The organism is Herbidospora sp. RD11066 (genome assembly GCF_054661255.1).
The window spans coordinates 37,417-61,942 of sequence record NZ_BAAGDO010000006.1 but is presented as its reverse complement, the minus strand read 5'-3'; the positions used below and the strand labels follow the sequence as shown (position 1 = coordinate 61,942).

Sequence of the window (24,526 nt, the reverse complement as noted above, 5' to 3'; positions counted from 1 at the left end):
GAAACCCGACAGCGTGTCCGTACGCACCCGGGGTGCGGCTACCCTCACCCGTTCAGGTAGCGCAGCACCGCCAGAACCCGCCGGTGGTCGTCGGGATGGGCCGGAAGGGTGAGCTTGGTGAAGATGCCCGAGCAGTGCTTCTCGACGGTCCGCTCCGCGATGCCGAGCCGGGTCGCGATGGCCTGGTTGGTGCGGCCCTCGGCCATCAGCGACAGCACGCTCCGCTCGCGTTCGCTGAGGTCGCGCAGGGGGTCGTCGTGGCGGTCACGGCGGCCGACGAGCTGGTCGATGACGACGGGATCGAACGCCGCCCCGCCGCTCCCGACCCGCCGGACGGCGGCGGCGAGTTCCGCCAGGTCGGTCACCCGGTCTTTGAGCAGGTAGCCGACGCCCTTCGCGCCGCCGTCGAGCAGCTCGACCGTGTACGTGACCCTGACATATTGGGACAGGACCAGCACCCCCGTACCGGGATAGAGCCTGCGGATCTCCCCCGCCGCCCGGAGCCCCTCGTCGGTCCGGGTCGGTGGCAGCCGGATATCGACGAGGGCGACGTCGGGGCGGTGTTCGTCCACGGCCTTGAGCAGCCCGGCGGCGTCCTCGACGGCCGCGACGACGGAGAACCCGGCCTCGGCGAGCAGCCTGACCAGCCCTTCGCGCAGCAGCGCGCTGTCCTCGGCGATCGCTACCCGCACGGCAGCACCGCTCTCACGACGGTTCCCCCTTGGCTCGTCACGCTGAAGGACCCGCCGCAGACGGCGACCCGATCGGCCAGCCCGCGCAGCCCGGTACCCCGGGAGGCATCCGCGCCGCCAACCCCGTCGTCCCGGATCTCGACCGACAGGACCCGATCAGCCAGCACCATCTCGACGACGGTTTCAGTTGCTTTGGCGTGTTTGGTCACGTTGGCCAGCCCTTCGGCGACGACGTAGTAGGCGACCGTCTCGATCTCGGGCGGCAGCTCGCCGACCTGCGCCGAGACCCGCACCTTGAGTGGCGAGAGAGCGGCCAGTTCGTGGATCGCGCCGGAAAGCCCCCGCTCGGTGAGGACCGGCGGATGGATTCCCTGCGTCAGCGCCCGCAGGTCGCCGAGCACTCCGAGTAGCTCCCGGCGAGCCTCTCTGATCAGTGGCCCGGGATCCCGCGACGCCTCGGCCAGCGAGAGTGTCATCGGGATCGAGAGGAGGCGCTGCTGCACCCCGTCGTGCAGGTCCCGTTCGATGCGCCGCCGCTCGGCCTCGGTCGCCTCGGCGGCCTCCCGGATGCGCAGCCGCAGCTCGGCGGCGAGCCGCTCGTTCCACAGCGCCAGCCCGGCCGCCGCGCACGCCGCCTCGATCAGCTCGGGCTCCTCCAGAAGAACCGGGTCGTGGACGAGCACCGCCAGCCGCTCCCCCGCCCGATCGACCCGCGTGGCCCCGACCTCGGGAACATCGAGCACCCGCCCGTTGACGTCGACATATCGCCCGGACGCCCAGTAGCCGACCCGCAACCCGGGATCCTTGAGAATGGCGGCCAGCTCACCTTCGATCCCGTGAGCGGGAACCGCTCCCAGCCTGATGACGAGATCCGCGATCCTCCGCCTCGGCAGGCCCACCAGGTAGCCGAGGGGAACCAGCCCCAGGGCTGCCTGCAGGGCGAGTGCCGCCACCGGGTCGGCCGCGACCGGCTTCAACCCCAGCACCACCACGACCGCCACCAGCCCGGACAACGTGACCGGATTGAACACCCGCCGCCGCGCCGCCGCACTTCCCCACCACCGGTGAACCTGGACCGCGATCACCGCCAGGCCACCGGCCACCAGCCCCGCGAACGGCAGGGCGGCGTACACGACCGCGACTCCGGCCTTCTGCACTTTGGTCTCGGCACGCCCCGTGGGAAAGGTGATCAGCCAGTGCCCCAGCACCGCCGCCCAGGCACCACCGACCAGGGGAACAGCGGGCCCCAGCTTGGCGAAGAGCCAGAGCAGTCCCACCACGACGAGCAGCGGCCCGGCTCGGTAGCGCGGCTGGACGAGCCACCCCACGACCCCGGCGACGAGATATCCGCCCCCGACCACGAGGGCGAGCTCTAATCCACCCACGCGACGAGTCTAGAAGTCCCGCGATGGACACCACAAAGTAAGTCAAGCCTTACTTTCCGTATCCCTCCTCTCCATACTTGGGCGGGTGGATGACGAACAGCAGATCATCGATGGCCTGTACGACCGTCTCGACGCCGCCGTCGCCGACACGCTGGCCGCCCGTGACCAGGCGCTTTCCGCGTCCGACGATCCGCACACCCGCGACGTCGAGCTGTCCCGCCTGACCCGCAGGCTCGGTGAGCTCCGGGCGGCCGAACGCTCCCTCTGCTTCGGCCGCATCGACACCGCCACCGGCGAGACCCTGCACATCGGCCGCATCGGACTGCGTTCGGAGAGCGGGGAGATCGTCCTGGTCGACTGGCGGGCCGACGCCGCCCGCCCCTTCTACGCCGCCACCCCGGCCCACCCGATGGGCCTGCGCCGGCGTCGTCACCTGCGCCTGCGCGGCAGGGACGTCGCCGACGTCAGCGACGAGATCCTCGACGGCTCCGCGCCGCGGCCTGAGGACCTCGTCGGGGACGGCCCGCTGGCCGCCGCGCTCGACCGCGCGAGAAGTGGCAGGATGCGCGACGCCGTGTCGACGTTGCAGGCCGAGCAGGACGCGATCGTCCGCTCCCCGCACCGGGGCATCACCGTCGTGGACGGCGGCCCCGGCACCGGCAAGACCCTGGTCGCGCTGCACCGCGCCGCCTACGTCCTCTACGCCTTCCCCTCGATCGCCGAACGCGGGGTCCTCGTGTACGGCCCCAACCGCCGTTTCCTCGACTACATCTCCGAGGTCCTGCCGTCCCTGGGCGAGAACGACGTGCGCCTGGCCACCCTGTCCGACCTGGTCGGAGCACCCCGTTCCGGAGTCCGGGCCCAGGCCGGCGACCTGGAGACCTGGATCGACGCCCACCGGCCTCGCGGTGTCCCGCTGGAGGTCGACACGCACGTCCTGTCCGCGGAAGCGATCGACGCTGCCCGCCGTCACGCCACCAGGAACGGCCTGGCCCACAACCCCGCCCGCGCCGTCTTCAAGGAGCACGTGGTCGACGACCTGGTGAACCTCCTCGAACAGCGCGCCCTGGAGACACTCACCGAGATGGACGACCCGGCCCTCGACGAGGCGGTCGCCGCCGACCTCCGGTCGCTGGGCTTCGACGAGACCCCGTCGGCCGACCTGGAATTCGACTGGGACGCCGTCCGCGAACAGCTCCTCGACGACCCCGCCGTCGACCGCGCGGTCGAGACGATCTGGCCCCGCCTGAGCGCGGAGCAGGCCGTGGGGGACACCGCCGATCTGGCCCTGCTCGACGAGGCGCGCGCGCTGATCGACGGCCCGCCCGGCGAGGTGTACGGCCACATCGTCGTCGACGAGGCCCAGGAGCTCACCGAACGGGAGTGGCGGATGCTGATGCGCCGCTGCCCGGCGCGTTCGATGACCGTCGTCGGCGACTTCGCCCAGGCGGGTTCGGCCACCACGATCCGCTCCTGGCCCGAGGCGGTCGGCGACCGTTTCGTCCACCACACCCTGACGGTCAACTACCGCACCACCGCCGAGATCCTCGACTTCGCCACCCCGCTGCTGGCCCGCATCGCCCCCGACCAGAAGCCCTCGCAGTCGATCCGCCACGGCGAACCCCCGCGCGTCGTCGACGTCCCCGCCGCCGACCTCGCCGCCACCGCCCGCACCCTGGCCCAGGACCCCGGCAACGGCCTGACCGGCGTCATCGGCACGCTCGCGGCGGAGGGCGTCATCCCCGCCCCCGAGGCGCGCGGCCTGGAGTTCGACACCGTCATCGTCGTCGACCCCGACGCCATCGAGACCCACCGCGAGTCGGGCTCCCGGGATCTGTACGTCGCCCTCACCCGAGCCACCAAGCGGCTGATCGTGCTCAGACGCGCAGGATGATCGCCTCACGCGGGCAGCACTCGGCCACCTCCCGCGCCAGTTCGACGTCGGCCGGATCGGTGAGCTCCCCCTCCCGCGCGACGGCGAGCCGGTCGGCCCCGAGGGTGAACAGGTCGGGCGCGGTCGCGGAACAGAGCCCCGTACCGAAACACAGGGACCGGTCGACCTCCAGCCGCGCCGCCATCAGAGGACGACCGGCAGGGCGCGGTAGTCGTTCAGCGCCCAGATCTCGTGCCGGCGCACCTCGTCGCGGGGTATCGCCAGCCGGACCCCGGGAAACCGTTCGACGAGTGTGGCCAGGGCCATCTCGCTGATCAGCCGGGCCGCCGCCGCGCCGAGGCAGTTGTGGATGCCGTGCCCGAGCCCGAGGTGCCGCGCCCCGGAACGGGTCAGGTCGAGCCGGTGGGGGTCGGGGAAGACCTCGGGGTCGCGGTTGGCCGCCGCGACCATGACCATGACCGGCTCACCGGCCCCGATGCGCTGCCCGCGGACGGTGATGTCCTCGGCCGGGAACCGCCAGGGCACCGACGCGACCGGGGACTCGTAGCGGAGCAGCTCCTCGATCCCGGCTCCGCCGAGGGCCGCCGGGTCGTCGACGACCATCTTGAGCTGGTCGGGGTGGTCGAGCAGGGCGAGCATCGCGTTGGTGAGGAACATCTTGGTCGTGCCGACCCCGGCGATGATCATGATGATGACCAGCGCGTCGAGTTCGTCCTGGGTGATCCGCTCCTCGTCGGCGGCCCGGATGAAGGCGGAGGTGAGGTCGTCGCCCGGGTCGGCCCGCTTCAGCGCGACGAGCTCGCGGCCGTAGGCGATGATGCGCTCCCGCGCCTCGGGGATGCGGGGGAAGTCGGCCGGATCGGTGGAGATGAGCAGGTCGATGTCGCGGCCGAGTTGCTCCCTGCGCTCCAGCGTGAACCCGAGCCGGGTCGAGATCACCTCGGAGGGGATCAGCGCGGCGAACTCGGCGACCAGGTCGTGTTCCTGCCCCGGCACCCAGCCGTCGACGGTCCGGTCGATGACGCGCCGGACGTCCTCGCGCCACCGGTCGACGCCGCGCGGGGTGAACGCGCCCATCGCGCAGCGGCGCACCTTGGTGTGCCGGGGCGGGTCGAGCCCCGGGATCGTCTGCGCCAGGACGGTGCCCGCGCTGATCGACAGCCCCGACGCCTGGAACGCGGCGCTGCCCCGCCATTCGGCCGTGCTGAACCGGGTGTCGGACAGGATCGTCATCGCGTCGTCATACCTGGTCACAACCCACATCGGGACGTTTCCGAGCGGAAACACATATCGGTGGACGGGTGAATTCACGCGCAGCCGATCGAGGGCGGCATAGGGGTCGCGGAAATATTCGGTGCCGAATAATTCGACCATGCCCGGCATCGTATCTTCGCAGGTCAGAGCGCGCCATGAGGGTGAAATTTTCAGCTCGGGCGGTCCGGGCCGTAATTCCGCACATGCGCTGGTCAAACAGCGGAGGCGTGACCGGTGATTCGACTGATGTCCGTGAGACCGGTCCCAAATGGCGCCGACTGGACGGCCAAGATCGCATCTATCACCATCGGGCGTTCCATCACTCCTGAACCGACGAGGTGTGAAGTGACCCAACGCCCGAGGGGACGCCGCCTGACGACGTCCATCGCCTTCGCCTTCATGGCGCTGGCCGCCCTCATCCTGCCCGCCACCCCCGCCCACGCCGCCTACAGCGCCGACCAGTCGGTCTACCTGCAGCTGACCGCCAACGACGGCACCGGGATGCCGCTGGCCCTGCTCCAGGGGACCGTCGCGTTCGACGACTCCAACACGAAGTACCGCTACTCGGTGAGCATCTGCTGGCAGAGCGGCGCCTATCCCCAGCCGTCCGCCGGGATCTATGTGAACGGGACCTTCAACAGCTACCCCGTCTGGACGGGCTCCAGCTCGGCCGCGGGCTGCCAGCAGGTGGCGCTGTACAGCGCCGAGGTGAACGTCGGCAGCGCCGTCTACAACATGCGCTTCGACCTGACCGCCGGCTGGTTCAGCAGCGTGAACGGCTACCAGTACATGAGCCGGACCAAGAGCACCGGCACCTACGACAACCCCTTCAACTGACGGACACGGCCGGGCGGCCCGTGGGACCGCCCGGCCGCCGGTCTCAGCCTCCGAACACCGGGACGGGCTCGGGCACCGTCTCCGCCACTTCCGGTTTGGCCGCCATCAGCAGCTCCACCAGGCGGTCGGCGATCGCGGAGATGGTCGGCTGCTGCCACAGCAGGGTCGTGGGAAGGCGGCAGCCGAAGCGCTTCTCCAGCCTCCGCCGGACCATGACGGTCATCACCGAGTCGAGACCCTGCTCGACGAGCGGGCGCCGCAGTGACAGGTCCTCCGGCGCCAGCCGCATCACCGTCGCGATCTCCGCGCGGATCTCCGGCAGGACGCGCTCGCGCAGCGCCTCGGGCGTCATCCCGGCGAACGACTCCGCCGGGCCGCCGAGCTCCTCGTCCGACTGGAGCGGGGCGTCGATGACCGGGTAGCGCAGGCCCGTCAGGTGGCCCACCACCCGGCCGTCGGCGTCGGCGACCAGGGCCCGGACGGTGTCCTCCGCCGACGGGTCGACGGCGGCGTCGATGATCACCGTCTGCGGCGGGGTGCCGGTCAGCACCATCTCGTCGATGTGGACGACCATGCGCAGCACCGGGTCACCCGGGAACACGCAGGGCGCGACCGACATCACCGCGTCGAGGGCGGGGGCCCAGCTTCCGGAGTCGTCGGTGCGGACCGTCGCCCGGAGCGTGCCGTCGCCGCTGAGCAGCGTCTCGATCGACCAGTCGAAACCGGTCGACGGCACCCCGACCTTGGCCAGGCGCTGGTGCACATAGCCCGGGTCGATCGGGGTGAGCGTGCCCGCGTCCGGCAGCAGGTCGGGCTTGACCTGGCCGGGAGCGGCCACGTTCGCGGTGACGTGCACCAGCCAGGCCGGTTCCGGCTCGTCGGGGCCCGCCGGGGTGCGGGCGGCGAGGCGCAGGGCCGGAGGTTCGTGCACGACCTGGATCTGGCGGCGTTCGGCCGTCATCAGGGGGTGCATCATCTCGACGTCGGTGAGGGTGACGTCCTCGTCCTCGGCGGCGTGCAGGAACGTGTTGACCAGCACGGCGGCCGGCACGATCTCGACGCCGTTGAGGGCGTGGCTGCCCGGATAGGGGCGGTTGGCGTCCTCGACGCTGGTGCGCCACACGCGGGTGCGGCTGCCGGCCAGGCTGGTGCCGACACCGAGCAGGTCGAACTCGCGCACATCGTGGCCGCGGTTGTCCATCTCGGTGTAGGCCTCGCGCCAGTGGCGGCGGTGCTGCCAGGCGTACGGCGGCAGGTCGGCCAGGCCGCCCGACGGCTGGAGGCGGGTCCAGTCGACGTCCACGCCGTGGCAGTGCGCGGTGCCGACGGCGACCAGGAAGGTCGGCAGTTCGGGCTGGTTGCGGCGCAGGCTGATGCCGACGAACACGTCCTCGAAGCCGTGCTCCGAGAGGGTCTCGGTCACCGAGTGGGCGACCACCGGGTGGGGCGAGATCTCCAGGAAGACCCGGTAGCCGTCTTCGGCGGCGGCGGCCGTCGCCGAGGTCAGCCGCACGGGCTCGCGGAGGTTGGCGGCCCAGTAGTCACCGTCCAGGACCGGGGTCGACCGGGGGTCGGCCAGCGCGGTCGAGTACATCGGGATCTTCGGCGCGCCGAAGGTGAGGTCGGCGACCTGGGCGGCCAGGTCGACGGCCAGCGGCTCCATCTGCGGGCTGTGGAAGGCGACGTCGGAGGCGACCCTCCGGGTCACGATGCCCTCGGCCGGCCAGTCGTTCGCCACCTCCTCGACCGCGGCGACGTCGCCCGACAGCACGGTGGAGCCGGGCGCCGAGGAGATCGCGGCGACCAGGTCGGTGCGCCCGGCCAGCCGCTCGGCCGCCTCGTCGAAGGGCAGGTCGACCATGACCATCGCGCCCTTGCCCGCGGCGCGGCGCAGCAGCACCGACCGGCGGCAGATCAGGCGGGCGCCGTCGGCGACGCTCATCGCGCCGGCCGTCACCGCCGCCGCGATCTCGCCGACCGAGTGACCGATGACGGCCGTCGGCACGACCCCGTGGGCGGTCCAGAGCCGGGCCAGCCCGAGCTGCATCACGAAGATCATGGTCTGGACGCGGTCGATCGTGTCGAGATCGCCGTCGGTCAGCACCTGGCGGGGAGAGAAGCCGATCTCCTCGACGAAGATGGGGTCGACCTCGTCCACCACAGAGGCGAACTCCGGCACGGCGAGCAGTTCGCGCCCCATCCCGCGCCACTGGCAGCCCTGCCCGGAGAACACCCAGACCGGTCCCGGCCCGAGGTCGGGCAGCACGTCACCGGTGAGGATCGCCTCGCCGGGCACGTCGTCGGCGAGCCTGCGCAGGCCGGCCGCCAGTTCGTCCCACTCGGAACCGATCACCACGGCGCGGCGGGTCAGGTGGGTGCGGCGCAGGGCCAGGGTGTGCCCGGCCGAGGCCACGTCGAGCCCCTTCTCCAGGTGCCCGGCGAGCCTGGCCGCGTACTGCCGCAGCGCCTTCTCCGACGCGGCCGACAGCGGGAACAGCCGCTCCCCCACCGGCTCCTGGCGGGTTTCCTCTTCCTGTACGGCCGGAGCCTGCTCCAGCACGATGTGGGCGACGGTGCCGCCGTAACCGAAACTGGAGACGCCCGCCCGGCGGGGATGCTCGCGCTCGGGCCAGTCGGCCCGCTCGGTCACCACGCGCAGGCCCGAGGTCTCCCACGGGATGTTCGGGTTCAGGCTGGTCAGCACGCTCGGCGGGATCGAGCCCCGGTGGAGCGCGAGCACCGCCTTGATGACGCCCGAGATTCCGGCGGCGCCTTCGAGGTGACCGATGTTCGACTTGACCGAGCCGATGAGGCAGGGGTCGGCGGCGGAGCGGCCGGCGCCGTACACGGCGGTGAGCGCCTCGGCCTCTTGCGGGTCGCCGAGACGGGTTCCGGTGCCGTGGGCCTCGATGTAGTCGACGGTCGACGGGTCGACGCCGGCCTGCTTGCAGGCCCGCTTCATCACGTGTTCCTGGGCCTCGCCGCAGGGCGCCATGATGCCCTGGGTGTGGCCGTCCTGGTTCACCGCGCTGCCGATGACGAGCGCGAGGATCCGGTCGCCGTCGCGCTGGGCGTCCGACAGTCGCTTGAGCACGACCACGCCGACGCCCTCGCCCCGGCCGTAGCCGTCGGCCGAGGCGTCGAACGACTTCGACCGGCCGTCGGGGGCCAGCGCCCCGGCGGTGCCGAGGGTGAGGGTCTGGCCGGGGGTGATCAGCAGGTTGACGCCGCCCGCGAGGGCGACGTCGTTCTCGCCGAGGCGCAGGCTCTGCGCGGCCAGGTGCAGCGCGACCAGCGACGCCGAGCAGGCGGTGTCGATCGCCATGCTGGGCCCGCGCAGGTCGAGGGAGTAGGAGATGCGGTTGGCGACGGCGCAGGTCGCGGCGCCGATGCCGGTCCACGCCTCGATCTGGGGCAGGTCCTCCAGGAGGCGGGCGCCGTAGTCGCCGGTGCAGACGCCGACGAACACGCCCGCATCGGTGCCGCGCAGCGTGTGCGGCGGCAGACCGGCGTGCTCCAGCGCCTCCCAGGCGGTCTCCATCAGGATCCGCTGCTGCGGGTCCATCAGTTCGGCCTCGCGCGGCGACAGGCCGAAGAACTCCGCGTCGAAGCCCTCGATGTCGCTCAGGAAACTGCCGTGCCGCACCGCGTCGCGCAGCGCGGCGGCGTATTCGGGGCTGCGGTTCTCGTCCCGGCGCCAGCGGTCGGCGGGCAGTGGTCCGGTCGTGTTCCGGCCTTCGTTCAGCAAATCCCAGAACTCGTCCGGCGAGTGGACGTCACCCGGCAGGCGGCATCCGATCCCGATCACCGCGACTGGTTCGGCCATCTGCGTTCGTTCCCTTCGGTTCAAACCCATTGAGGCTTGTCAACGATCTTGATCACGGCACTGGAGACGGTGACTCCCGGCCCGGTTCCGAGCATGAGCATGTGGTCGCCGGGACCCAGGTCCCCGGTCATGAGCAGGTGGTCGAGGGAGAGCACCTGGTCGCTGGCACCGCAGTGGCCGATCGTGCGGCCGTAGTCCCAGGTCGAGCGGGACATGGGGAGGTCGAGCATGGCCATGCAGCGCTGCTCGACGATCTCCTCGGAGTAGTTCATGAACGCCACCCGGGTGAGGTCGGCGGCCGTGATGCCGCTCTCGTCCAGCGCCTGCTCGACGACCTCCATCAGCGCCCGCTGGATCTTGAACAGCGCCGCGGTGGCCTCGCCCTTGGACGTGACCTGCTGCCGGAACTGCTCGTTCCTGGCCGCGAAGCTCATCTTGCGCCCGACCGTGACCCCCGGCGGGAACAGGGGCTCGCTGCCCCGGTGGAGTTCCTCGGCCTCGGTGACGGTGGTCGTACAGACCGAGAGAAGACGGGCGAAGCCCGGAGCCTTGGTGAGCACGAGCGCGCTGGCGGCGTCGCCGCCGATGTAGCCGGGGCCCATCCGCCAGCGGTCCATCAGCGGGGTGCCGTAGTTGTCGGCGGCGACCAGCAGGGCGGCCTTCCGGCCGGGGGCGGCGTCGAGGTGACCGGCGGCGAGCTCCAGAGCGAGGAACATCCCGTTGCAGCCCTGCCGGATCTCGGTCGCCAGGACGTGCCCGCCGATGAGCTGCCGTTGCAGGTGGGAGTGCGGGGGCCAGCCGTCGGGGCCCTGGTGCCAGGTGGAGGCGTACAGGAGCAGGTCGAGGTCGCCCGGCGCCTGACCGCTGCGCTTGAGCGCGCTGCGCGCGGCGTGCAGGGCCATCTCGGGCGCCGGCAGGTCACCGGCCACCACCGCCCCGGCGAGGTTGTGCAGCTCGACCTCTTCGGCCGGATACCAGCCCTTGGCCACCGCCTTCTCGACGCTCACCACGGCCCGGGGGACGAAGGCGCCCACCCCGCTGATGTACGTGTCGGCGTACCTCATCCGACGGTTTCGAGTTCTCTGAGCATCGCCACGATGGTCGTGACGTCCTGGAAGTTCTCCGAGTCGAGCTTGGCGGCGGGGACCGGCACGCCGACGTCCTTACGGAGGAAGTTCAGCAGTCGCGCGGTGCGCAGGGAGTCGAGCAGACCCGAGGTGAGGAGCGGGGTCGTCTCGTCGACGGTGATGTCGTCGCCCTCCTGGACGAGGTTGTCCTGGATGAAGTCGACGAGCCTCCGGCTGAGGTCGGTCATGCGCTTGCCCCGTTCCCGAGAACCTTGAAGACGGCCGCGGCACAGGAGGTGCCCGACCCGAAACCGACCATGAGCAGGTGGTCGCCCTCCACCAGGCCGCCGGTGGCGAGCAGGTGCTCGAAGGCGATGAACTGGTCGACCGCGCCGCAGTGGCCCACGCGCCGGCCGTAGTCCCAGGTGGTCTGGTCCTCGTCGATGCCCAGCCAGGACATCTGCCCGTCGAGGTCCTCGCGGCGGCCGTGCGGCAGCGCGACCTTCGTGATGTCCGACAGTTCGATGCCGGCCTCGTCGAGGGTCTTCTCGACCTGCTGCATCATCGTCTTCTGGATCGTCAGGTGGATTCCGGTGCCCTGCTTCTTGAGCAGTTTCTGGCGGAACTCCTCGTGCCGGTCTCCGAAACTGAGCCCGACGCCGACGGTGGCGTCCGGGGGGAACAGCGGATAGCCGCCGTCGTTGACGGCGTCGGCCTCGGGGATCACCGTCGCGTTCACCGACAGGAGCTGGGCCATGCCGTGCTCCTTGCCGAGCAGCAGCGCGGCGGCGGCGTCGCCGATCAGCGCGCCGGGCGTCATCCGCCAGCGGTCGACCAGCGGGGTGCCGTGGTTGTCGGAGGAGACGACCATCGCCGTCTCCCGCTCGGGCACGGCCTGCAGGTAGCTCGCCGCCAGTTCGAGCGAGCTGATCATCCCGACGCAGCCGCTCCGGATCTCGAACGCCGGAACGTTGCCGCCGAGGAGGTGCATCTGCAGGTAGTGCTGGGGCTGCCACCCGTTCGGGCCCTGGTGCCACACCGAGGGGTAGAGCAGCAGGTCGAGCTCGCGGGGGGAGGACTCACCCCAGCGCTCGTAGGCGTCCAGGACCGCGAGCCGCGCCATCTCCGGCGCCGGCATGTCGCCGGCCACCGCCGCGCCGAGCTGCCGGAACTTCTCGGCCTCCTCGGCCGGGTACCAGCCTTCGCGAACCGCGTGCTCGACGCTCACACTTTCAGGCACGTAAACGCCGAGACTCCTGACGAACATGTTGGATGTACGCACACGTCCCCTTACTTCATTGACCTGGGAAACGGCTCTCAGGAAGAAAGGGCGGCTCATCCGATAAATCTCGGGCCCCGGGATATCAAAAGATCCCGGCCGGTATGAAAACAACGGTAAATGGCTTGCGAGCCGCCAGGGGAAACCATAGAGCGGACCGCACGTTAAGGCAATATGAACGTCGGCGACATTCGGTGAGCATTACCCGACAGTACGTGTTGAATTTCGGAAACACTTCTTTCCGCTTCACAACGGCGTTTTTCCGAATGCAAAAACGGCGCCGGGCCCGGCCATTTCGGCCCGGGCCCGGCGCTTCCGATCAGGGAACCAGCGTGCAGGTGATGTTGTTGAGCTTGAACGTGGGAGTGGCGTTCGTCCCGGTGACGGTCGCCGCGAAGCCCATGCTCTGGAATTGGCCCGGACCGATATAGGAGTTATGGCCGGCGTCACGGGCTGTGACGGCCGTCCCGACCTGGGTCACGGTGGCGTTCCAGGCCGTCGTGATGCTCTGGTTGCCGCCCCACGTCCACTGGAGGGTCCAGTTCTGGATCGGGGTGGTGCCGGTGTTCTTGATGGTCGCGGTGCCGTTGAAGGCGCCGGCCCAGGCGCCGGTGGCGTAGGCGACCTCGCAGGAGGTGCCCATCTTGAGCCCGCCGCGCAGCCAGTTCGTGAAGTTGGGCCACGTGGGGTTGAGCGTGCCGGTGCTGGTGGTCTCACCACAGTTGGCCGTGGTCTTCACGGTCTCGTTGCCGTACTGAGCGGGGTCCATGATCTGGACCATCATGTGGTCGGCGGCCGGCACCGAGATGAAGGTGGCGTTGCCGCACTGCGCCTTGATCCGGTTGAAGAGCAGGACGCTCTGCCCGTGCGGCACCAGGAAGTCGGCCTGGCCGTGCAGGAACATCAGCGGCGGGTCGGCCGAGTCGACGTAGGTCATCGGGTTGGCCGCCGCCACCGCGGCCGGGCAGGTCTGGATCGGGCAGCCGACCAGCAGCGACTCCGGCGAGGCGGGCGAGTTGTGGTCGAGCCCCCCGGTCGGCAGGTTCTGCGCGTTCATCTGCAGGAAGTCGGTCGGACTGTAGAACGCGAGCCCCACGTTGACCGCGCTGGAGACGCCGGTCGTGCCGACGGTGCCCTCCAGTGCCGCGACGCCGCCGGAGAAGACGGCCATCTGGGTCAGCCAGGCCCCCGACGAGTCGCCCGCGATCGCGATGCGGTTGGGGTCGATCTGGTAGGTCGCGGCGTTGGCGCGCAGCCAGCGGATGGCGGCCTTGATGTCGTGCACCTGGGCCGGGAAGATCGCCTGGGCGCTGGACCGGACGTTGACGCCGGCCACCGCGAAGCCCAGCGGGTTGAACACCGCCGCGATCGCCGCCGCGCCGGGCTTGCTGTCGTCGCTCGTCCACGCCGAGCCGCTGTGCCAGATGAGCAGCGGACGAGGGGTGATGCCGGTGGTCGGCAGGTGGAGGTCCAGCAGATGCCCCCTGCTGCCGGCCGGTGATGCGGGCGCGTAGGCGATGTCGGAGATCACCGCGGCGTGCGCCGGCGGTGCGAGGACCGCCGTCACTCCTAGGGCGGCCAGCATGGATATCACCATGCCGACGACCTTGGCCATGCGGATTCGAGCTTGCATAGTGCGACTCCGGTGGTCGGATGATCGCCGCTTCCCAGCCGGTTACCGTCCGTGTCTCCCCCGGTGCCGGGACATGCGAGAACGACGTCCTGCTCGACTGTCGCGGCGTACATCGATATGGGCGGGGCGACGATATGACACATAAGTCGGCAAGGTCAAAGTTTTCTTAACTCCGCTTCAGAGAGGCAGAAAACGGACCTTAGAGATCATCGAGCACCTGCAGGGCCTTTCAAGGCCGCCATGTCCGTAAGAGGACAGCCGCCGGAAAGTAATTCCGACTTCACCGACGGTGAATATTCGCGAGTACCTGCATCCGGTCGCGTCCGCCGGTGAAACTTTCAACCACCCGGGTGTCCGATTCGCCGGTGACAATTTTCCTTGCGCGCAGTTGGTGATAATGTCCGCCGTCATGATCTCCACAGGCACAGGAGGACGAATGCGAAAGGTACGCGCTGTTCTCGTCACGGCAGCCGTGGTTCTCGGAGCGTCGCTGACGATGGGCGCCGCCCCGGCGCACGCCGACAGGCTGGCGGGCGTCTTCAGGGAGCACGCGGAGTGCGAGAGAATCGGCACCCAGGGTGTGAACCAGGACTGGTGGAACGACTACTCGTGCGAGTGGGAGGACCGCTACCGCTACTACTTCCTCTACGCGTGACCCTGTTTCACCCCTGAGGCGCGGCGGTGTCCCCCGGACACCGCCGTCTGCGGTCGTGCCTCAGATGTGCGCGAAGACCTGCCGCACCGGATGCCCGAGCGCCGCACCGAGCGCGGCCATCTCGTCGTCGGTGAACCACCCGCGATCCGGGTTCCAGACGGCGATCTCGAACCGCGCGAACCCACAGGGCCACTCGTAGGCCAGCGCGTCGAGCGTGGTCGCCCCCGAACAGCAGGGCACCACGCACTCCAGCGCGGAGAGCGGTTCCTTCTCTACGAACTCCCGCCACCAGTCGACGTCGATCGAGGCCCCGCACAGCGGGCACCCGATCCGCTCCAGGTTCTGTGCGGAGTCGACCACGCCGATGCCCTCGTGCCAGGTGACGTCGATCTCGATCTCGTCGTCGGGATCCCCGGGCACCAGGTCGGCCACGAGCGCGGCGGCGCGGTCGGCCGCGTCCTGGCCCGGCAGCCAGTGCGGATCTGCCGGAATGACGGAGAGAACGTTGTCGCTCACCAGGTTCCCAGTCCTCGGAAGAAGTCTCGAAGATCCTGTACGAGTACCTCCGGCGCCAGGTGCGCCGCGTAGTGACCGGCGGGCTCGTCGTAGGAGTGCCACGACCGGATGTCCTGATGATCCCGTTCGGCGAAGGTGCGCATCGACACGAAGTCACCCTTGAACATCGCCAGCCCGATCGGCGCCGTGCTCGGCCCCGTCGGCGCCTCGGCCTTGTCGTCCTCGAAATAGAAGCGCGTGGCCGACGTGGCGGTGCCGGTCAGCCAATAGAGCATGACGTTGGTGAGGACGAAATCGGGGTCGAGGTCCTCCCCCATGAGCTGGGCGTGCCAGCCGAGCAGCCCGGCGGGCGAGTCGGTGATGGCGTAGGAGAGGGTCTGCGGCTGCTGCGAGTGCAGGATGTTGAACGACATCTTGTTGTCCCGGAACCACGCGAGGACCTTGAGCGCCTCCTGGTCCTCGGGCGTGATCCTCGCGAACTCGGCCGGGTCCCCCGACGGGAACGAGTAGAGCTGCGTGACGTGCACGCCGACGACGTGTTCGGGATCGACGCGCCCCTGCTCCGGCGCGACGAGCGACCCGGCGTCGTTCCCGGCCGTGCCGTAGCGGTCATAGCCGAGCCGCCGCATGAGCTCGGCCCACGCGCGGGCGGTCCGGAATCGGTTCCACCCCCGCTCTCTGGTCGGCCCGGAGAACCCGAACCCCGGCAGCGACGGGATCACCAGGTGGAAGGCCTGCTGGTCGGCGGGCGGCGCGGTGAGCCCCTCGATCACGTCCAGATATTCGACGACGGATCCGGGCCAGCCGTGGGTGAGTAACAGGGGAAGCGCGTCGTCGCGGGTCGAGCGGACGTGCAGGAAGTGGATGTTCTGCCCGTCGATCTCGGTCGTGAACTGCGGATGCGCGTTCAGCCGCGCCTCCCACCCGCGCCAGTCGTAGGTGTGCAGCCAGTGGTCGGCCAGCCGCTTCACGTACGAGACCGGCACCCCGTAGTCGGAGCCCGAACCCGGGATCTGGTCGGGCCACCGCGTGCGGTCGAGCCGATCGTGGAGATCGTCGAGGTCGGCCTGAGGGATGTCGATCCGGAAGGGAGTGATCTCTTCGCTCATGCCCCTCACCCTAGGGAGGCTTCCGGTCAGCCTCTGTCCGGAAGTGCTGGCAATGTGACGTCCATGCTGGAAACCTCGGCGCGCCTGCTGCGCCTGCTGTCCCTCCTGCAGTCGCGCCGCGACTGGCCCGGCCGCGACCTGGCCGACCGCCTGGGCGTCAGCGACCGCACCGTCCGCCGCGACGTCGACCGCCTGCGCGACCTCGGCTACCCCGTCCACGCGAGCCGGGGCACCGACGGCGGCTACCGCCTGGTCGCCGGCACCGCCATGCCGCCCCTGCTCCTCGACGACGAGGAGGCCGTCGCCGTGGCACTCGGCCTGCGCACCGCCGTCGCCGGCCTGGAGGAGACCTCCGCCCGCGCCCTCACCAAACTGGAACAGGTCCTCCCATCGCGCCTGCGCCACCGCGTCGACGCACTCCGCTCGTCCACCGAACCGGTCCCCGCCGACCACCCCGCCCCGGCCCTCGACACCACCGTGCTCTCCGCCGTCGCCACCGCCTGCCGCGACCAGGAGCGGTTGAGGTTCGACTACCGAGCCCACGACGGCTCGACCACCGTGCGCACCGTCGAGCCCTATCGGATCGTGTCGTGGGGCCGCCGCTGGTACCTGGTCGCGTGGGACGTCCACCGTGAGGACTGGCGCACCTTCCGCCTCGACCGCCTCACCCCCCGCACCCCGACCGGCCCCCGCTTCCCCCCTCGCGACCCCCCTGAGGGCGGCGCCGCCGCCTACGTGACGAGAGGCGTCTCATCGGCCGCCTGGCGCCATCGGGCCCGCGTGGTCGTCCACGCCCCCGCCGACGTGGTGACCTCCCGCATCAACCCGGCCGTGGGGGTGGTCGAGGCGATCGACGACACGACGTGCGTCCTGGACACCGGCGCCGACACCCTGCAGACCCTGGCGGTCCACCTGGGCATGCTCGACCTCGACTTCGACGTGACCGACCCCCCGGAACTGATCGACCACCTAAGGGCTTTGGCCGCCCGCTTCACCCGCGCGACGAAATTGAGTAGGCCCCTACTCATGTGACGACATCGTGTTCCCACCAGTCTTGGTGCCACAACGCCAACGGAGGGGGCAACCCATGCCGCAGCACATCCGCAAATACTGGGGACGGCTCAACGGCCGAGTCGCGCTCAATTTCAACTGGCCGGCGATCAACGTCAACTCGATCGTGCACATCGCCGCCAGCGAATACATCCCGGAATCAGACCCCGACGCCCACGGCGGCTTCGCCGACGCCAACCACCAGCGTTTCATCGGCTCCGCCAACGTCACCGTCTCCAACATCGCCCCCCACGGCCCACCATGGGACCCCAACCAGGGCGTAACCTTCGTCGTCAACGTGGACTGGCCCCACCCCATCCCCATCGTCACCGACATCACCCTCTTCGACGAGGGCCCCATCGAAATCCAGAACTAACGATCCGCAGCCGCCCGGGAACTTGATACGCATGCCTACTCGACCTGGCAATGCATACGGTCGCCTCCATAAGAAATTCCGCTGAAGCAGTTGAGTGCCGGCGACCGACCACAGCCATTCCCAGAGACGGTCGCCATAAAAAACGCTCATGGCCGACACCAAGACCTGCCCGCGATCCTCACCAACACAGTCAGCCACCTCGACCCGGCCGACGGCCAGGTCGGCAATGTGGCGGATCCGGCACGCAAACTCGTACCGCCGCATGGAAGGCACGCGGAAGGCGGTCCTCAACCCCCTCACTCCACACAAGCCGGTCCTATGGAGACAATGAGCGAGCGAAGCGAGAGGCAGCCCGAGCGAAGCGAGGCCTGACCAGGGAGCGCGAGGGGCGGAGCCCATCGCAGGGAGCAGAGCGACCCAGAGCGAAGCGATGCCGGGCCGCGAACGCGGACCAGGGGGAGCGCGAGGGGGCGACAGCCCTCTCGTATCGGGGGGTTCGGGGGGTCGTCCCCCCGTGTGGCAGAAATGGCGAAAGCCCGCGGCAGGTGCCCCCCAAAGGGGGGCAACAACCACGGGCCGTCCATTCGCCATGGAGCTATGGGGATTCGAACCCCAGACCCCCTCCATGCCATGGAGGTGCGCTACCAGCTGCGCTATAGCCCCGCCGCACTTGTTTGCGTGAAGTGCTGTGCCAGCATAGCGGATTCTGGAAGGAGGGGTGAACGCGAGCGGTTCCCCCGAAATCCCTTCGCATCCCGGGCATTCCTCCCCCTACCGTTGATCCCGGTGCCGGCAGGGCAGGGCGCCCCGGGTATCGCCGGGTCGCGTTCCCACGATCGCGCCGCACCATCCTTCTCATGGCAAGGTCACCGACCTAGAGGTTCGACTCCTCCACGGCGACCTCCGGTGGGCCGGGTTCGATGCGGTCGCGAGGGCCCTGCGGGTGCCCGTCCTCGGACGGGACACCCCCGCCCGAGCCCCGTGCGACCCGCCGGAGGCCGCCTCCACACAGACGGCGAAAAGGGGTGAGCAGGTAATGGCGACGATCACGGTGATGGAGTGGCAGCGCGTACTGGCGTTCCGCGACGGCAGGTTCGAGCAGGTCCTGGGTCCGGGCCGGCACCGCTACAGCCCCAAGCGCACGACCCACGTCACGGTCGACATCAGGCCGCAGCTCATGCACGTCCCCGGCCAGGAGGTCCTGACCCGCGACGGCGTCTCGGTCCGCGTGTCGGCGACGGCGTCGTGGCTGGTGACCGATCCGGTCGCGTACACGAACGGCGTCTCCAAGCCCGTTCCGGTCCTGTACGCCGCTCTCCAGGACGCCATCCGCGTCAAGGTGGCCCTTCTGGACCTCGAAGCACTCCTGACCGACCGTTCGGCCCCCGATCTCGAGCCGGTACGCACCGAGGTCGCACCCCTGGGCATCGAGGTCACCGAGTTCCGCATGCGCGACCTGATGCTTCCGGGCGAACTCCGCCGCGCGGCGATGGACGCGGTCGTGGCCCGCGAACGCGGCAAGGCCGTCCTGGAGGAGGCCCGAGCGGAGGCCGCGGCCCTGCGCTCCCTGGCGAACACGGCCCGCCTCCTGGAGGAACACCCGGCCCTGCTGCAACTCCGCACCCTGCAGGTGGCCGGCGAACGCTCGACGACCCTGATCATCGACCCTCGTACCCCGGCCTAGAAGCAACGTAGCCACGTCTGTCGTGGCGGGTGACCCCCACCACGACAGACCAGCCGTTGATCACCATCCGGCGGTCGGCCCACTGAGCAACGGCGCCACGACCTCTTGATGCGATGCGAGCTAAGCCGCGAGCACATTGCCCAGCCCACACAACAGCCACCATCAGCGACGCCATAGCGGCAGCGCGCCCGAACAGAGATCACCTCGACCGGACTAGAAACCCAGTCGCCACCATCGACGACGCGGCGGCGGCGCCGTGGCCGCCGGAGGCGGCACCGGCGCGGGGTGCGCCTCTCGCCAGGCCGCGATCACGTCGTCCACGTCGAGCATTGGGACGATCACCGGCGGCCCGTCCATCGGGTGACGCACCGCGTCCTTGATCCGCTCGTTCATCTCCTCGACGAGCGCCAGCGCCCGCTCCTCCGACGAAGCCGCCACGGCCGCTGCGCGAACCTTCTCGGCCTCGCGCCGCAGCCCGAGCCCCCCGGGCAGCGGAAACTCCAGCCCCTCTTCGTCGAGCTTGCGCTTGATCCAGCCCATCTCGTCGTCGTGCCCGCGGGGAAGAGGCTTCCCCGCCCCGGGCAGATCGTCGAACTCGCCCCGCTCGGCGGCCTCGCGGATCTGCCGGTCGATCCAGGTCTCGAAATTCATCCCGACGGGCTTGCGGTCGGTCACACCAGCCTCCGGAGCAGCTCCCCGAACTCCTCGCCCTCGGCGGGACCTCCCAGGGCGGCGATCAGTTCCCTCTGAAGGGTATCCGCCGCCTTCTGGGCGACTTCTAGGCGCTCCATCCCCAAAGGGGTGAGTTCGAGCGCGTAGCGACGCCGGTCGAGCGGGTCCTGCCCCCTGGCCACCGACCCACTCGACACGAGTTCGTCGACGACCTGGGCGGCGGCCGCCTCGGTGTAGCCCATCACCTCGGCCAGCCGCTGCTGCGGGCACGGGCCGTGCTGACCGATCGTCCACAGAGGCCCGAAATAGCGCATCTTCAGGCCGGCGTCGGCCAGCAGCGCGTCGCCCCGGCGCCGCGCCATGAAGTGGGCCTGGGAGACCAGATGGTCGACGCCCCCCACCGACCCCACCAGCCGCCCGAGCAGCTCGGTGAAGCGCGCCCGCTCAGATGGGGTGAGGGCGGCGGTCAGTTCGCCGTCGCGGGCGGCCATCGCCGCCCGCATCTCCTCGAGGACCTCACGTCCCCTGGACGTCACCGAGATCATCTGCGACCGCCGGTTCGCCGGGTTCACCGTCCGGACGACGAGCCCCTCGCCGGACAGCCGGTCGATGAGCTTGACCATGATCGTGCGGTTGATGCCGAGGTGGACGGCCAGCTCCTGCTGGGAGCCCACCGGCTGGTCGGCCAGCGTGTCGAGGAGCACGAGGTCGCGTGGCCCGGCGCCGTCGGCGGCGATGCGGGCGTAGAGGGTTCGCAACAGAAAGCCGAGGTACTCCCGCACCCCGTCAGCATAAGATAGTTAAGTCGTTGACGGTTAAGTAAGTTGATAATAAAGTCCCCGACATGAGCATCGACATGACGATGATGTACGCCCTCCACGACGCCCTCAGACGCGAGCTCGACCGCGTCGCCCGCCTGACCGACACCCCCACCGACCACCCCGGCACCCTCCTCAAGGCCACGGTGACCTGGGAGTTGTTCAGCACCTACCTGCACGTCCACCACACCTCGGAAGACGACTCCCTGTGGCCCGCCCTGCGCGAGGTGGTCCCGGCGACCGACCTGGCCCTCCTCGACGCCATGGAGGCCGAGCACGCCGTCATCGACCCCGCCCTGATCGCCGTCGAGTCGAGTGCCACCCCCGAGGCCCTGGCCGAGAACGTCGCGGTCCTGCGCGACCGGCTCACCGCCCACCTGGCCCACGAGGAACGCCAGACCCTCCCCCTGATCGCGGCCGTCCTGTCCCCCGAGGGCTGGGCCGGGTTCGGCGCGCTGCACCGGCAGCGGATCGGCGCCGACACCCGGCGCTACCTGCCGTGGGTGCTCGACTCCGCCGGCGACGAGCGCACGGCCCGCGTCCTGGGCGCCCTGCCCGAATCGATCACGGCGGCCTACCGCGACGACTGGCTGCCGGAATATCGCGCGGCCCGCGCGCATGTCACGTCCGGCGGGGGTGATACGTCTGGGTGACTATGTTCAGCGAGCACCGCAAGACCCTGATCGGGGTCGCCTACCGCATCCTCGGCAGCGTCACCGACGCCGAGGACGTCGTCCAGGAGACGTGGCTGCGCTGGTCGCAGCTCCCCGAGGGGCACGCCGACGACGAGCGGGCCTACCTCATCCGCATCACCACGAACCTCGCGATCGACCGGCTCCGCCAGGCCAGGACCCGCCGCGAGTCCTACGTCGGCCCCTGGCTGCCCGAACTGGTCGCCACCCCCGACATCGCCGAAGAGGCCGAACTGGCCGACACGGTCGAGCTGGCCCTGCTGGTCGTCCTGGAGACCCTCTCGCCGCTGGAGCGGGCGGTCTTCGTCCTGCGGGAGGCGTTCGGCTACGGCCACGCCGAGATCGGCGCGATCCTCGGCCGCGACGAGGCGGCGGTCCGCCAACTCGCCAAACGGGCCCGCGACCACGTCAGGGAGCGGCGTCCCCGCTACGACGTCGACCGGGGCGAGCGCCGCGCGATCACCGAGCGGTTCGTCAGCGCCGCCGCCGGGGGCGACCTCGACGGCCTGACCGCCCTGCTGGCCAAGGACGTCACCCTGGTCGGCGACGGCGGCGGGAAGGCCAGGGCGCCGCGCAACATCCTCGTGGGGGCCGCCAACGTGGCCAGGTTCCTGGTCGCCATCACCACCGAACGCGGCGTCAGCCGTTTCCTCAACGGCGTCCAGGCCGAGCTCACCGTGGAGATCGCCGACGTCAACGGCGGCCCGGCGGTGGTGGTCCACGCCGATGGCCGCGCGGTGGCGGTCTTCTCCGTCGTGGTGGCCGACGGGCTGATCCAGACCGTCTACACCGTGGCCAACCCCGAGAAGATGGCCCGTCTGTGAGTCTTTGGAACGGTACGCACTTGCCGGATTGTGCCTGTTTCTGAGCCGTCCACCGCTCGAAAACGCCGCGAAATCGGCCAGATCGACCGGCGAAAACCCTGGGAATGATGTAAAGGATGGGGGGCAGATTGGCCCGATCCACCTCCCATGGCCTAGGCTTGTGAAGTGGTCGCCCGAGGCGAGGTCAGGTCGCCTCGGGCGGCCACCCTTGTGTCCGGGGTCATTTGCGTGACACCCGGGTCGTCATCGCCAGTTCCTCGCCGTCGAAGGCGAGATCCACTTCGACCGCGTTGAGCTCTCCCGTACTGCTGAGATGGGTTCCGCCACACGGGATCGAGGCCTCCGCGCCGGGCAGCAGGCAGCGCCAGGTGCGGCGGGCGGTCAGATCCTCGTCGGGGCAGTCGACCCACACGGGCGCGTCGGCCGCGATCCACTCCTTGATCCGCTCTCTGACCTGCGACGTCACCGCCTGCAGATCGAGCCCGGCCGCGTCGAACCCCTTGCGCCGCAGCGACTTCCCGAGCCGGTAGACGTCACGGCTGCCGTGGTTGAGGATCCGCGACGACGTGATGGCGAGCTGGTCGAAGTCGGGGTGGCCGAGGCTGTCGAGCCGGGCCTCCTTACGCCAGAGCGGCGCCAGCGCCTCGTTGAGCGCCAGCGCCGTCAGGTGACACGCGGTGTGGCCAGCCGAGAGGCCGTGCCGCCGGTCGGGGTCGACCCAGAGCTCGACCTGGCCCTCGATGGGCTCCTCCATGATGTGGACGACCAGCCACTTCCAGCCCTCGGCGCCCCGTTTCACCGGGATCTCGTCGCCGATGTAGAGGAATTCGCCGTCAGTCGCACCGGTCTGGCAGTCGACCACCCGGGCCCCGGCGAGCAGGCCGGTGTCGGCCGGCTGGTCGGGCCACGCGTGGTCGAGTGGATGGAACGGCGTCCGGGCCACGATCACTCCGTGGCCGCCCCCCAGCGGCACCCGCGCGACCACTTCCGACGACCCGGTCAGCCCGCCCTTGGGATACGTGACCTGGGTCGATGCGCGAATGTCCATATTCGCCATTATCGGGCACGTCGTCCAGAACCCGATCGCCCCCCGCGTACCATCCGGTGACCGCCTGGCCCGCGACCACCACGAAGAGCAGCGCGAACGGGAGCGTCCAGCCGCCGGAGACCTGGTAGAGCAGGCCGACCAGCAGCGGTCCCGCCCCCGCGATGAGATATCCGGCGCTCTGCCCGAAGGCCGACAGCGCGGCGGTCGCCTCGGCGGTCCGGGTGCGCAGCCCCAGCAGCGCCAGGGCCAGGGGGAACGACCCCATGGCCAGCGACAGGATGATCGTCCACAGCACGATCATCTGGCCGGTCATCAGCCCGCCGAAGCCGATCACGTAGATGGCGACGAAGACCAGGACCAGCCCCCGCTGGTCGCGCATCCGCGTGGCCAGAGCGGGCACCACGAGGGAGATCGGGATGCCGACGGCCGCGAAGATGGCCATGATGGTCCCGGTCTGCTCACCGGTGAAGCCGTGGTCCAGCAGGAACTGCGGGAACCAGCCGAAGATGACGTACGCGATCAGGCTCTGCGACCCGAAATACCCGGCCATCGCCCACGCGAGTTTGTTCCGCACGAGGTCACCGGGCTTGATCCCGCCGCCCGCGCCGCGCTCGGGCTCGGTGCGCAGCAGCGCGAGCCACGGGATGACCGCCACGGCCGCCAGCGCCGCCCAGACCCCCAGGGCGATGTGCCAGTTGCCGTCGGCCGCCTTCTGGATCGGCACGGTCGCGGCGGCCGAGATCATCGTGCCGAACGCGAGGCCGACGGAGTAGAGCGTGGTCAGCGGCCCGGGACGCCCCGGGAAGTGCCGCTTGATCAGCGTCGGGATCAGCACGTTGCCGATCGCGCCACCCGACAGGGCGACCGCGCTGGCCAGCAGGAACACCGAGACGTCGTCCACCAGCGACCGGATCAGCAGGCCCACGCCGGTGAGCACCAGCGCCGCCACCAGCAGCCGGTGTTCCCCGGCCCGCCGGGACAGGGCCGGAGTCACCGCGCCGAAGGCCGCGAAGCAGAGGACCGGCAGCGTGGTGAGCACGCCCGCGGTCACCGCCGACATGCCGAGAGAGTCTCTGACCTGGTCCAATACAGGGCCGACGCTGCTGACCGCAGTGCGCAGGTTCAGCGCGGCCAACACGATTCCCAAGGCGACCAGCCAGGCAATCGATCCGGTACGGCTTCGGCGGGCGGCGATCGCTGCCATGCCTAACTCAG

23 protein-coding genes and 1 tRNA gene are annotated in these 24,526 nt (G+C 70.1%); 8 read left to right on the top strand and 16 right to left on the bottom strand.

From position 1 onward, the window contains the following. Nucleotides 1-44 precede the first annotated feature (44 nt). Both ACYQ78_RS23155 and ACYQ78_RS23150 read right to left on the bottom strand, forming a co-directional pair. Nucleotides 45-692 (bottom strand): response regulator, encoded by a 648-nt coding sequence (locus tag ACYQ78_RS23155; protein ID WP_459802981.1) that lies wholly within the window; start codon nt 690-692, stop codon nt 45-47. Then, nucleotides 683-2,077 (bottom strand): sensor histidine kinase, encoded by a 1,395-nt coding sequence (locus ACYQ78_RS23150; RefSeq protein ID WP_459802980.1) that lies wholly within the window; start codon nt 2,075-2,077, stop codon nt 683-685. Before ACYQ78_RS23150 ends, ACYQ78_RS23155 begins: the two co-directional genes overlap by 10 nt. Before the next feature lie 85 nt (nt 2,078-2,162). On the opposite strand from ACYQ78_RS23150, the gene ACYQ78_RS23145 reads away from it, so the two are divergent. Further along, nucleotides 2,163-3,971 carry a HelD family protein gene (locus ACYQ78_RS23145; RefSeq protein WP_459802979.1) on the top strand — a complete coding sequence of 603 codons (1,809 nt, stop codon included), beginning with the start codon at nt 2,163-2,165 and terminating at the stop codon, nt 3,969-3,971. Here ACYQ78_RS23145 and ACYQ78_RS23140 read toward each other — a convergent pair. Both ACYQ78_RS23140 and ACYQ78_RS23135 read right to left on the bottom strand, forming a co-directional pair. Then, on the bottom strand, nt 3,955-4,155 hold the full coding sequence (locus ACYQ78_RS23140; protein WP_459802978.1) for a ferredoxin: 201 nt from the start codon (nt 4,153-4,155) through the stop codon (nt 3,955-3,957). The two genes, ACYQ78_RS23145 and ACYQ78_RS23140, sit on opposite strands and share 17 nt — an antisense overlap. Further along, nucleotides 4,155-5,345, bottom strand: a complete 1,191-nt coding sequence (locus ACYQ78_RS23135) for a cytochrome P450 family protein (protein ID WP_459802977.1) — start codon at nt 5,343-5,345, stop codon at nt 4,155-4,157. The genes ACYQ78_RS23140 and ACYQ78_RS23135 overlap by 1 nt, the downstream gene beginning before the upstream one ends. A gap of 225 nt (nt 5,346-5,570) precedes the next feature. On the opposite strand from ACYQ78_RS23135, the gene ACYQ78_RS23130 reads away from it, so the two are divergent. Continuing rightward, entirely contained in the window at nt 5,571-6,062 is a 492-nt protein-coding gene (locus ACYQ78_RS23130) for a hypothetical protein (RefSeq protein ID WP_459802976.1), read from the top strand. Between the two features lie 43 nt (nt 6,063-6,105). On the opposite strand, the gene ACYQ78_RS23125 is transcribed toward ACYQ78_RS23130, so the two are convergent. The 5 genes from ACYQ78_RS23125 to ACYQ78_RS23105 form a co-directional block, all read right to left on the bottom strand. Next, nucleotides 6,106-9,888 carry a type I polyketide synthase gene (locus ACYQ78_RS23125; protein WP_459802975.1) on the bottom strand — a complete coding sequence of 1,261 codons (3,783 nt, stop codon included), beginning with the start codon at nt 9,886-9,888 and terminating at the stop codon, nt 6,106-6,108. A gap of 20 nt (nt 9,889-9,908) precedes the next feature. Next, the gene (locus ACYQ78_RS23120) at nt 9,909-10,952 is read right to left on the bottom strand and encodes a ketoacyl-ACP synthase III family protein (RefSeq protein WP_459802974.1); all 1,044 of its coding nucleotides are present in this window, start codon (nt 10,950-10,952) and stop codon (nt 9,909-9,911) included. Further along, nucleotides 10,949-11,203 carry a hypothetical protein gene (locus ACYQ78_RS23115; RefSeq protein WP_459802973.1) on the bottom strand — a complete coding sequence of 85 codons (255 nt, stop codon included), beginning with the start codon at nt 11,201-11,203 and terminating at the stop codon, nt 10,949-10,951. The genes ACYQ78_RS23120 and ACYQ78_RS23115 overlap by 4 nt, the downstream gene beginning before the upstream one ends. After that, nucleotides 11,200-12,195: a ketoacyl-ACP synthase III family protein gene (locus ACYQ78_RS23110; protein ID WP_459802972.1), complete on the bottom strand. Its 996-nt coding sequence runs from the start codon at nt 12,193-12,195 to the stop codon at nt 11,200-11,202. The genes ACYQ78_RS23115 and ACYQ78_RS23110 overlap by 4 nt, the downstream gene beginning before the upstream one ends. A 358-nt stretch (nt 12,196-12,553) precedes the next feature. Beyond that, on the bottom strand, nt 12,554-13,867 hold the full coding sequence (locus ACYQ78_RS23105; RefSeq protein ID WP_459802971.1) for a cellulose binding domain-containing protein: 1,314 nt from the start codon (nt 13,865-13,867) through the stop codon (nt 12,554-12,556). A 436-nt stretch (nt 13,868-14,303) separates the two neighbouring features. Between ACYQ78_RS23105 and ACYQ78_RS23100 the strand changes: the two genes are divergently transcribed. Next, entirely contained in the window at nt 14,304-14,522 is a 219-nt protein-coding gene (locus ACYQ78_RS23100) for a hypothetical protein (RefSeq protein WP_459802970.1), read from the top strand. Nucleotides 14,523-14,582: 60 nt separating this feature from the next. On the opposite strand, the gene ACYQ78_RS23095 is transcribed toward ACYQ78_RS23100, so the two are convergent. Next, nucleotides 14,583-15,038 carry a hypothetical protein gene (locus ACYQ78_RS23095; RefSeq protein ID WP_459802969.1) on the bottom strand — a complete coding sequence of 152 codons (456 nt, stop codon included), beginning with the start codon at nt 15,036-15,038 and terminating at the stop codon, nt 14,583-14,585. Beyond that, on the bottom strand, nt 15,035-16,147 hold the full coding sequence (locus ACYQ78_RS23090; RefSeq protein WP_459802968.1) for an epoxide hydrolase family protein: 1,113 nt from the start codon (nt 16,145-16,147) through the stop codon (nt 15,035-15,037). The genes ACYQ78_RS23095 and ACYQ78_RS23090 overlap by 4 nt, the downstream gene beginning before the upstream one ends. Before the next feature lie 63 nt (nt 16,148-16,210). Here ACYQ78_RS23090 and ACYQ78_RS23085 point away from each other — a divergent pair, with 63 nt between their 5' ends. Together ACYQ78_RS23085 and ACYQ78_RS23080 are read left to right on the top strand one after the other, a co-directional pair. Next, complete coding sequence (locus ACYQ78_RS23085) at nt 16,211-17,179, top strand: helix-turn-helix transcriptional regulator (RefSeq protein WP_459802967.1); 969 nt, start codon at nt 16,211-16,213, stop codon at nt 17,177-17,179. Nucleotides 17,180-17,234: 55 nt separating this feature from the next. Then, nucleotides 17,235-17,573 carry a hypothetical protein gene (locus ACYQ78_RS23080; RefSeq protein WP_459802966.1) on the top strand — a complete coding sequence of 113 codons (339 nt, stop codon included), beginning with the start codon at nt 17,235-17,237 and terminating at the stop codon, nt 17,571-17,573. A gap of 590 nt (nt 17,574-18,163) precedes the next feature. Here ACYQ78_RS23080 and ACYQ78_RS23075 read toward each other — a convergent pair. Beyond that, nucleotides 18,164-18,236 (bottom strand) — tRNA-Ala (locus tag ACYQ78_RS23075). 373 nt (nt 18,237-18,609) lie between these two features. Between ACYQ78_RS23075 and ACYQ78_RS23070 the strand changes: the two genes are divergently transcribed. Next, nucleotides 18,610-19,257 carry a slipin family protein gene (locus ACYQ78_RS23070; RefSeq protein WP_459802965.1) on the top strand — a complete coding sequence of 216 codons (648 nt, stop codon included), beginning with the start codon at nt 18,610-18,612 and terminating at the stop codon, nt 19,255-19,257. 213 nt (nt 19,258-19,470) lie between these two features. On the opposite strand, the gene ACYQ78_RS23065 is transcribed toward ACYQ78_RS23070, so the two are convergent. Then, entirely contained in the window at nt 19,471-19,932 is a 462-nt protein-coding gene (locus ACYQ78_RS23065; protein WP_459802964.1) for a DnaJ family domain-containing protein, read from the bottom strand. Beyond that, complete coding sequence (locus tag ACYQ78_RS23060) at nt 19,929-20,711, bottom strand: MarR family winged helix-turn-helix transcriptional regulator (RefSeq protein ID WP_459802963.1); 783 nt, start codon at nt 20,709-20,711, stop codon at nt 19,929-19,931. The genes ACYQ78_RS23065 and ACYQ78_RS23060 overlap by 4 nt, the downstream gene beginning before the upstream one ends. Before the next feature lie 62 nt (nt 20,712-20,773). Between ACYQ78_RS23060 and ACYQ78_RS23055 the strand changes: the two genes are divergently transcribed. Then, complete coding sequence (locus ACYQ78_RS23055; RefSeq protein WP_459802962.1) at nt 20,774-21,400, top strand: hemerythrin domain-containing protein; 627 nt, start codon at nt 20,774-20,776, stop codon at nt 21,398-21,400. 2 nt (nt 21,401-21,402) lie between these two features. Beyond that, entirely contained in the window at nt 21,403-22,263 is an 861-nt protein-coding gene (locus ACYQ78_RS23050; protein ID WP_459803375.1) for an RNA polymerase sigma-70 factor, read from the top strand. 220 nt (nt 22,264-22,483) lie between these two features. Here ACYQ78_RS23050 and ACYQ78_RS23045 read toward each other — a convergent pair whose 3' ends face one another. Further along, nucleotides 22,484-23,206, bottom strand: coding sequence for an alanyl-tRNA editing protein (locus tag ACYQ78_RS23045; protein WP_459802961.1), 723 nt, complete (start codon nt 23,204-23,206; stop codon nt 22,484-22,486). After that, entirely contained in the window at nt 23,097-24,515 is a 1,419-nt protein-coding gene (locus tag ACYQ78_RS23040; RefSeq protein ID WP_459802960.1) for a CynX/NimT family MFS transporter, read from the bottom strand. The genes ACYQ78_RS23045 and ACYQ78_RS23040 overlap by 110 nt, the downstream gene beginning before the upstream one ends. Nucleotides 24,516-24,526 lie beyond the last annotated feature (11 nt).

Bases quoted from the DNA above. Each gene is read 5' to 3' on its own strand.
- ACYQ78_RS23140 (WP_459802978.1), bottom strand. From the start codon at position 4,155: ATGGCGGCGCGGCTGGAGGTCGACCGGTCCCTGTGTTTCGGTACGGGG.
- ACYQ78_RS23135 (WP_459802977.1), bottom strand. From the start codon at position 5,345: ATGGTCGAATTATTCGGCACCGAATATTTCCGCGACCCCTATGCCGCC.
- ACYQ78_RS23125 (WP_459802975.1), bottom strand. From the start codon at position 9,888: ATGGCCGAACCAGTCGCGGTGATCGGGATCGGATGCCGCCTGCCGGGT.
- ACYQ78_RS23120 (WP_459802974.1), bottom strand. From the start codon at position 10,952: ATGAGGTACGCCGACACGTACATCAGCGGGGTGGGCGCCTTCGTCCCC.
- ACYQ78_RS23115 (WP_459802973.1), bottom strand. From the start codon at position 11,203: ATGACCGACCTCAGCCGGAGGCTCGTCGACTTCATCCAGGACAACCTC.
- ACYQ78_RS23105 (WP_459802971.1), bottom strand. From the start codon at position 13,867: ATGCAAGCTCGAATCCGCATGGCCAAGGTCGTCGGCATGGTGATATCC.
- ACYQ78_RS23100 (WP_459802970.1), top strand. From the start codon at position 14,304: ATGCGAAAGGTACGCGCTGTTCTCGTCACGGCAGCCGTGGTTCTCGGA.
- ACYQ78_RS23090 (WP_459802968.1), bottom strand. From the start codon at position 16,147: ATGAGCGAAGAGATCACTCCCTTCCGGATCGACATCCCTCAGGCCGAC.
- ACYQ78_RS23085 (WP_459802967.1), top strand. From the start codon at position 16,211: ATGCTGGAAACCTCGGCGCGCCTGCTGCGCCTGCTGTCCCTCCTGCAG.
- ACYQ78_RS23080 (WP_459802966.1), top strand. From the start codon at position 17,235: ATGCCGCAGCACATCCGCAAATACTGGGGACGGCTCAACGGCCGAGTC.
- ACYQ78_RS23070 (WP_459802965.1), top strand. From the start codon at position 18,610: ATGGCGACGATCACGGTGATGGAGTGGCAGCGCGTACTGGCGTTCCGC.
- ACYQ78_RS23055 (WP_459802962.1), top strand. From the start codon at position 20,774: ATGAGCATCGACATGACGATGATGTACGCCCTCCACGACGCCCTCAGA.
- ACYQ78_RS23050 (WP_459803375.1), top strand. From the start codon at position 21,403: ATGTTCAGCGAGCACCGCAAGACCCTGATCGGGGTCGCCTACCGCATC.
- ACYQ78_RS23040 (WP_459802960.1), bottom strand. From the start codon at position 24,515: ATGGCAGCGATCGCCGCCCGCCGAAGCCGTACCGGATCGATTGCCTGG.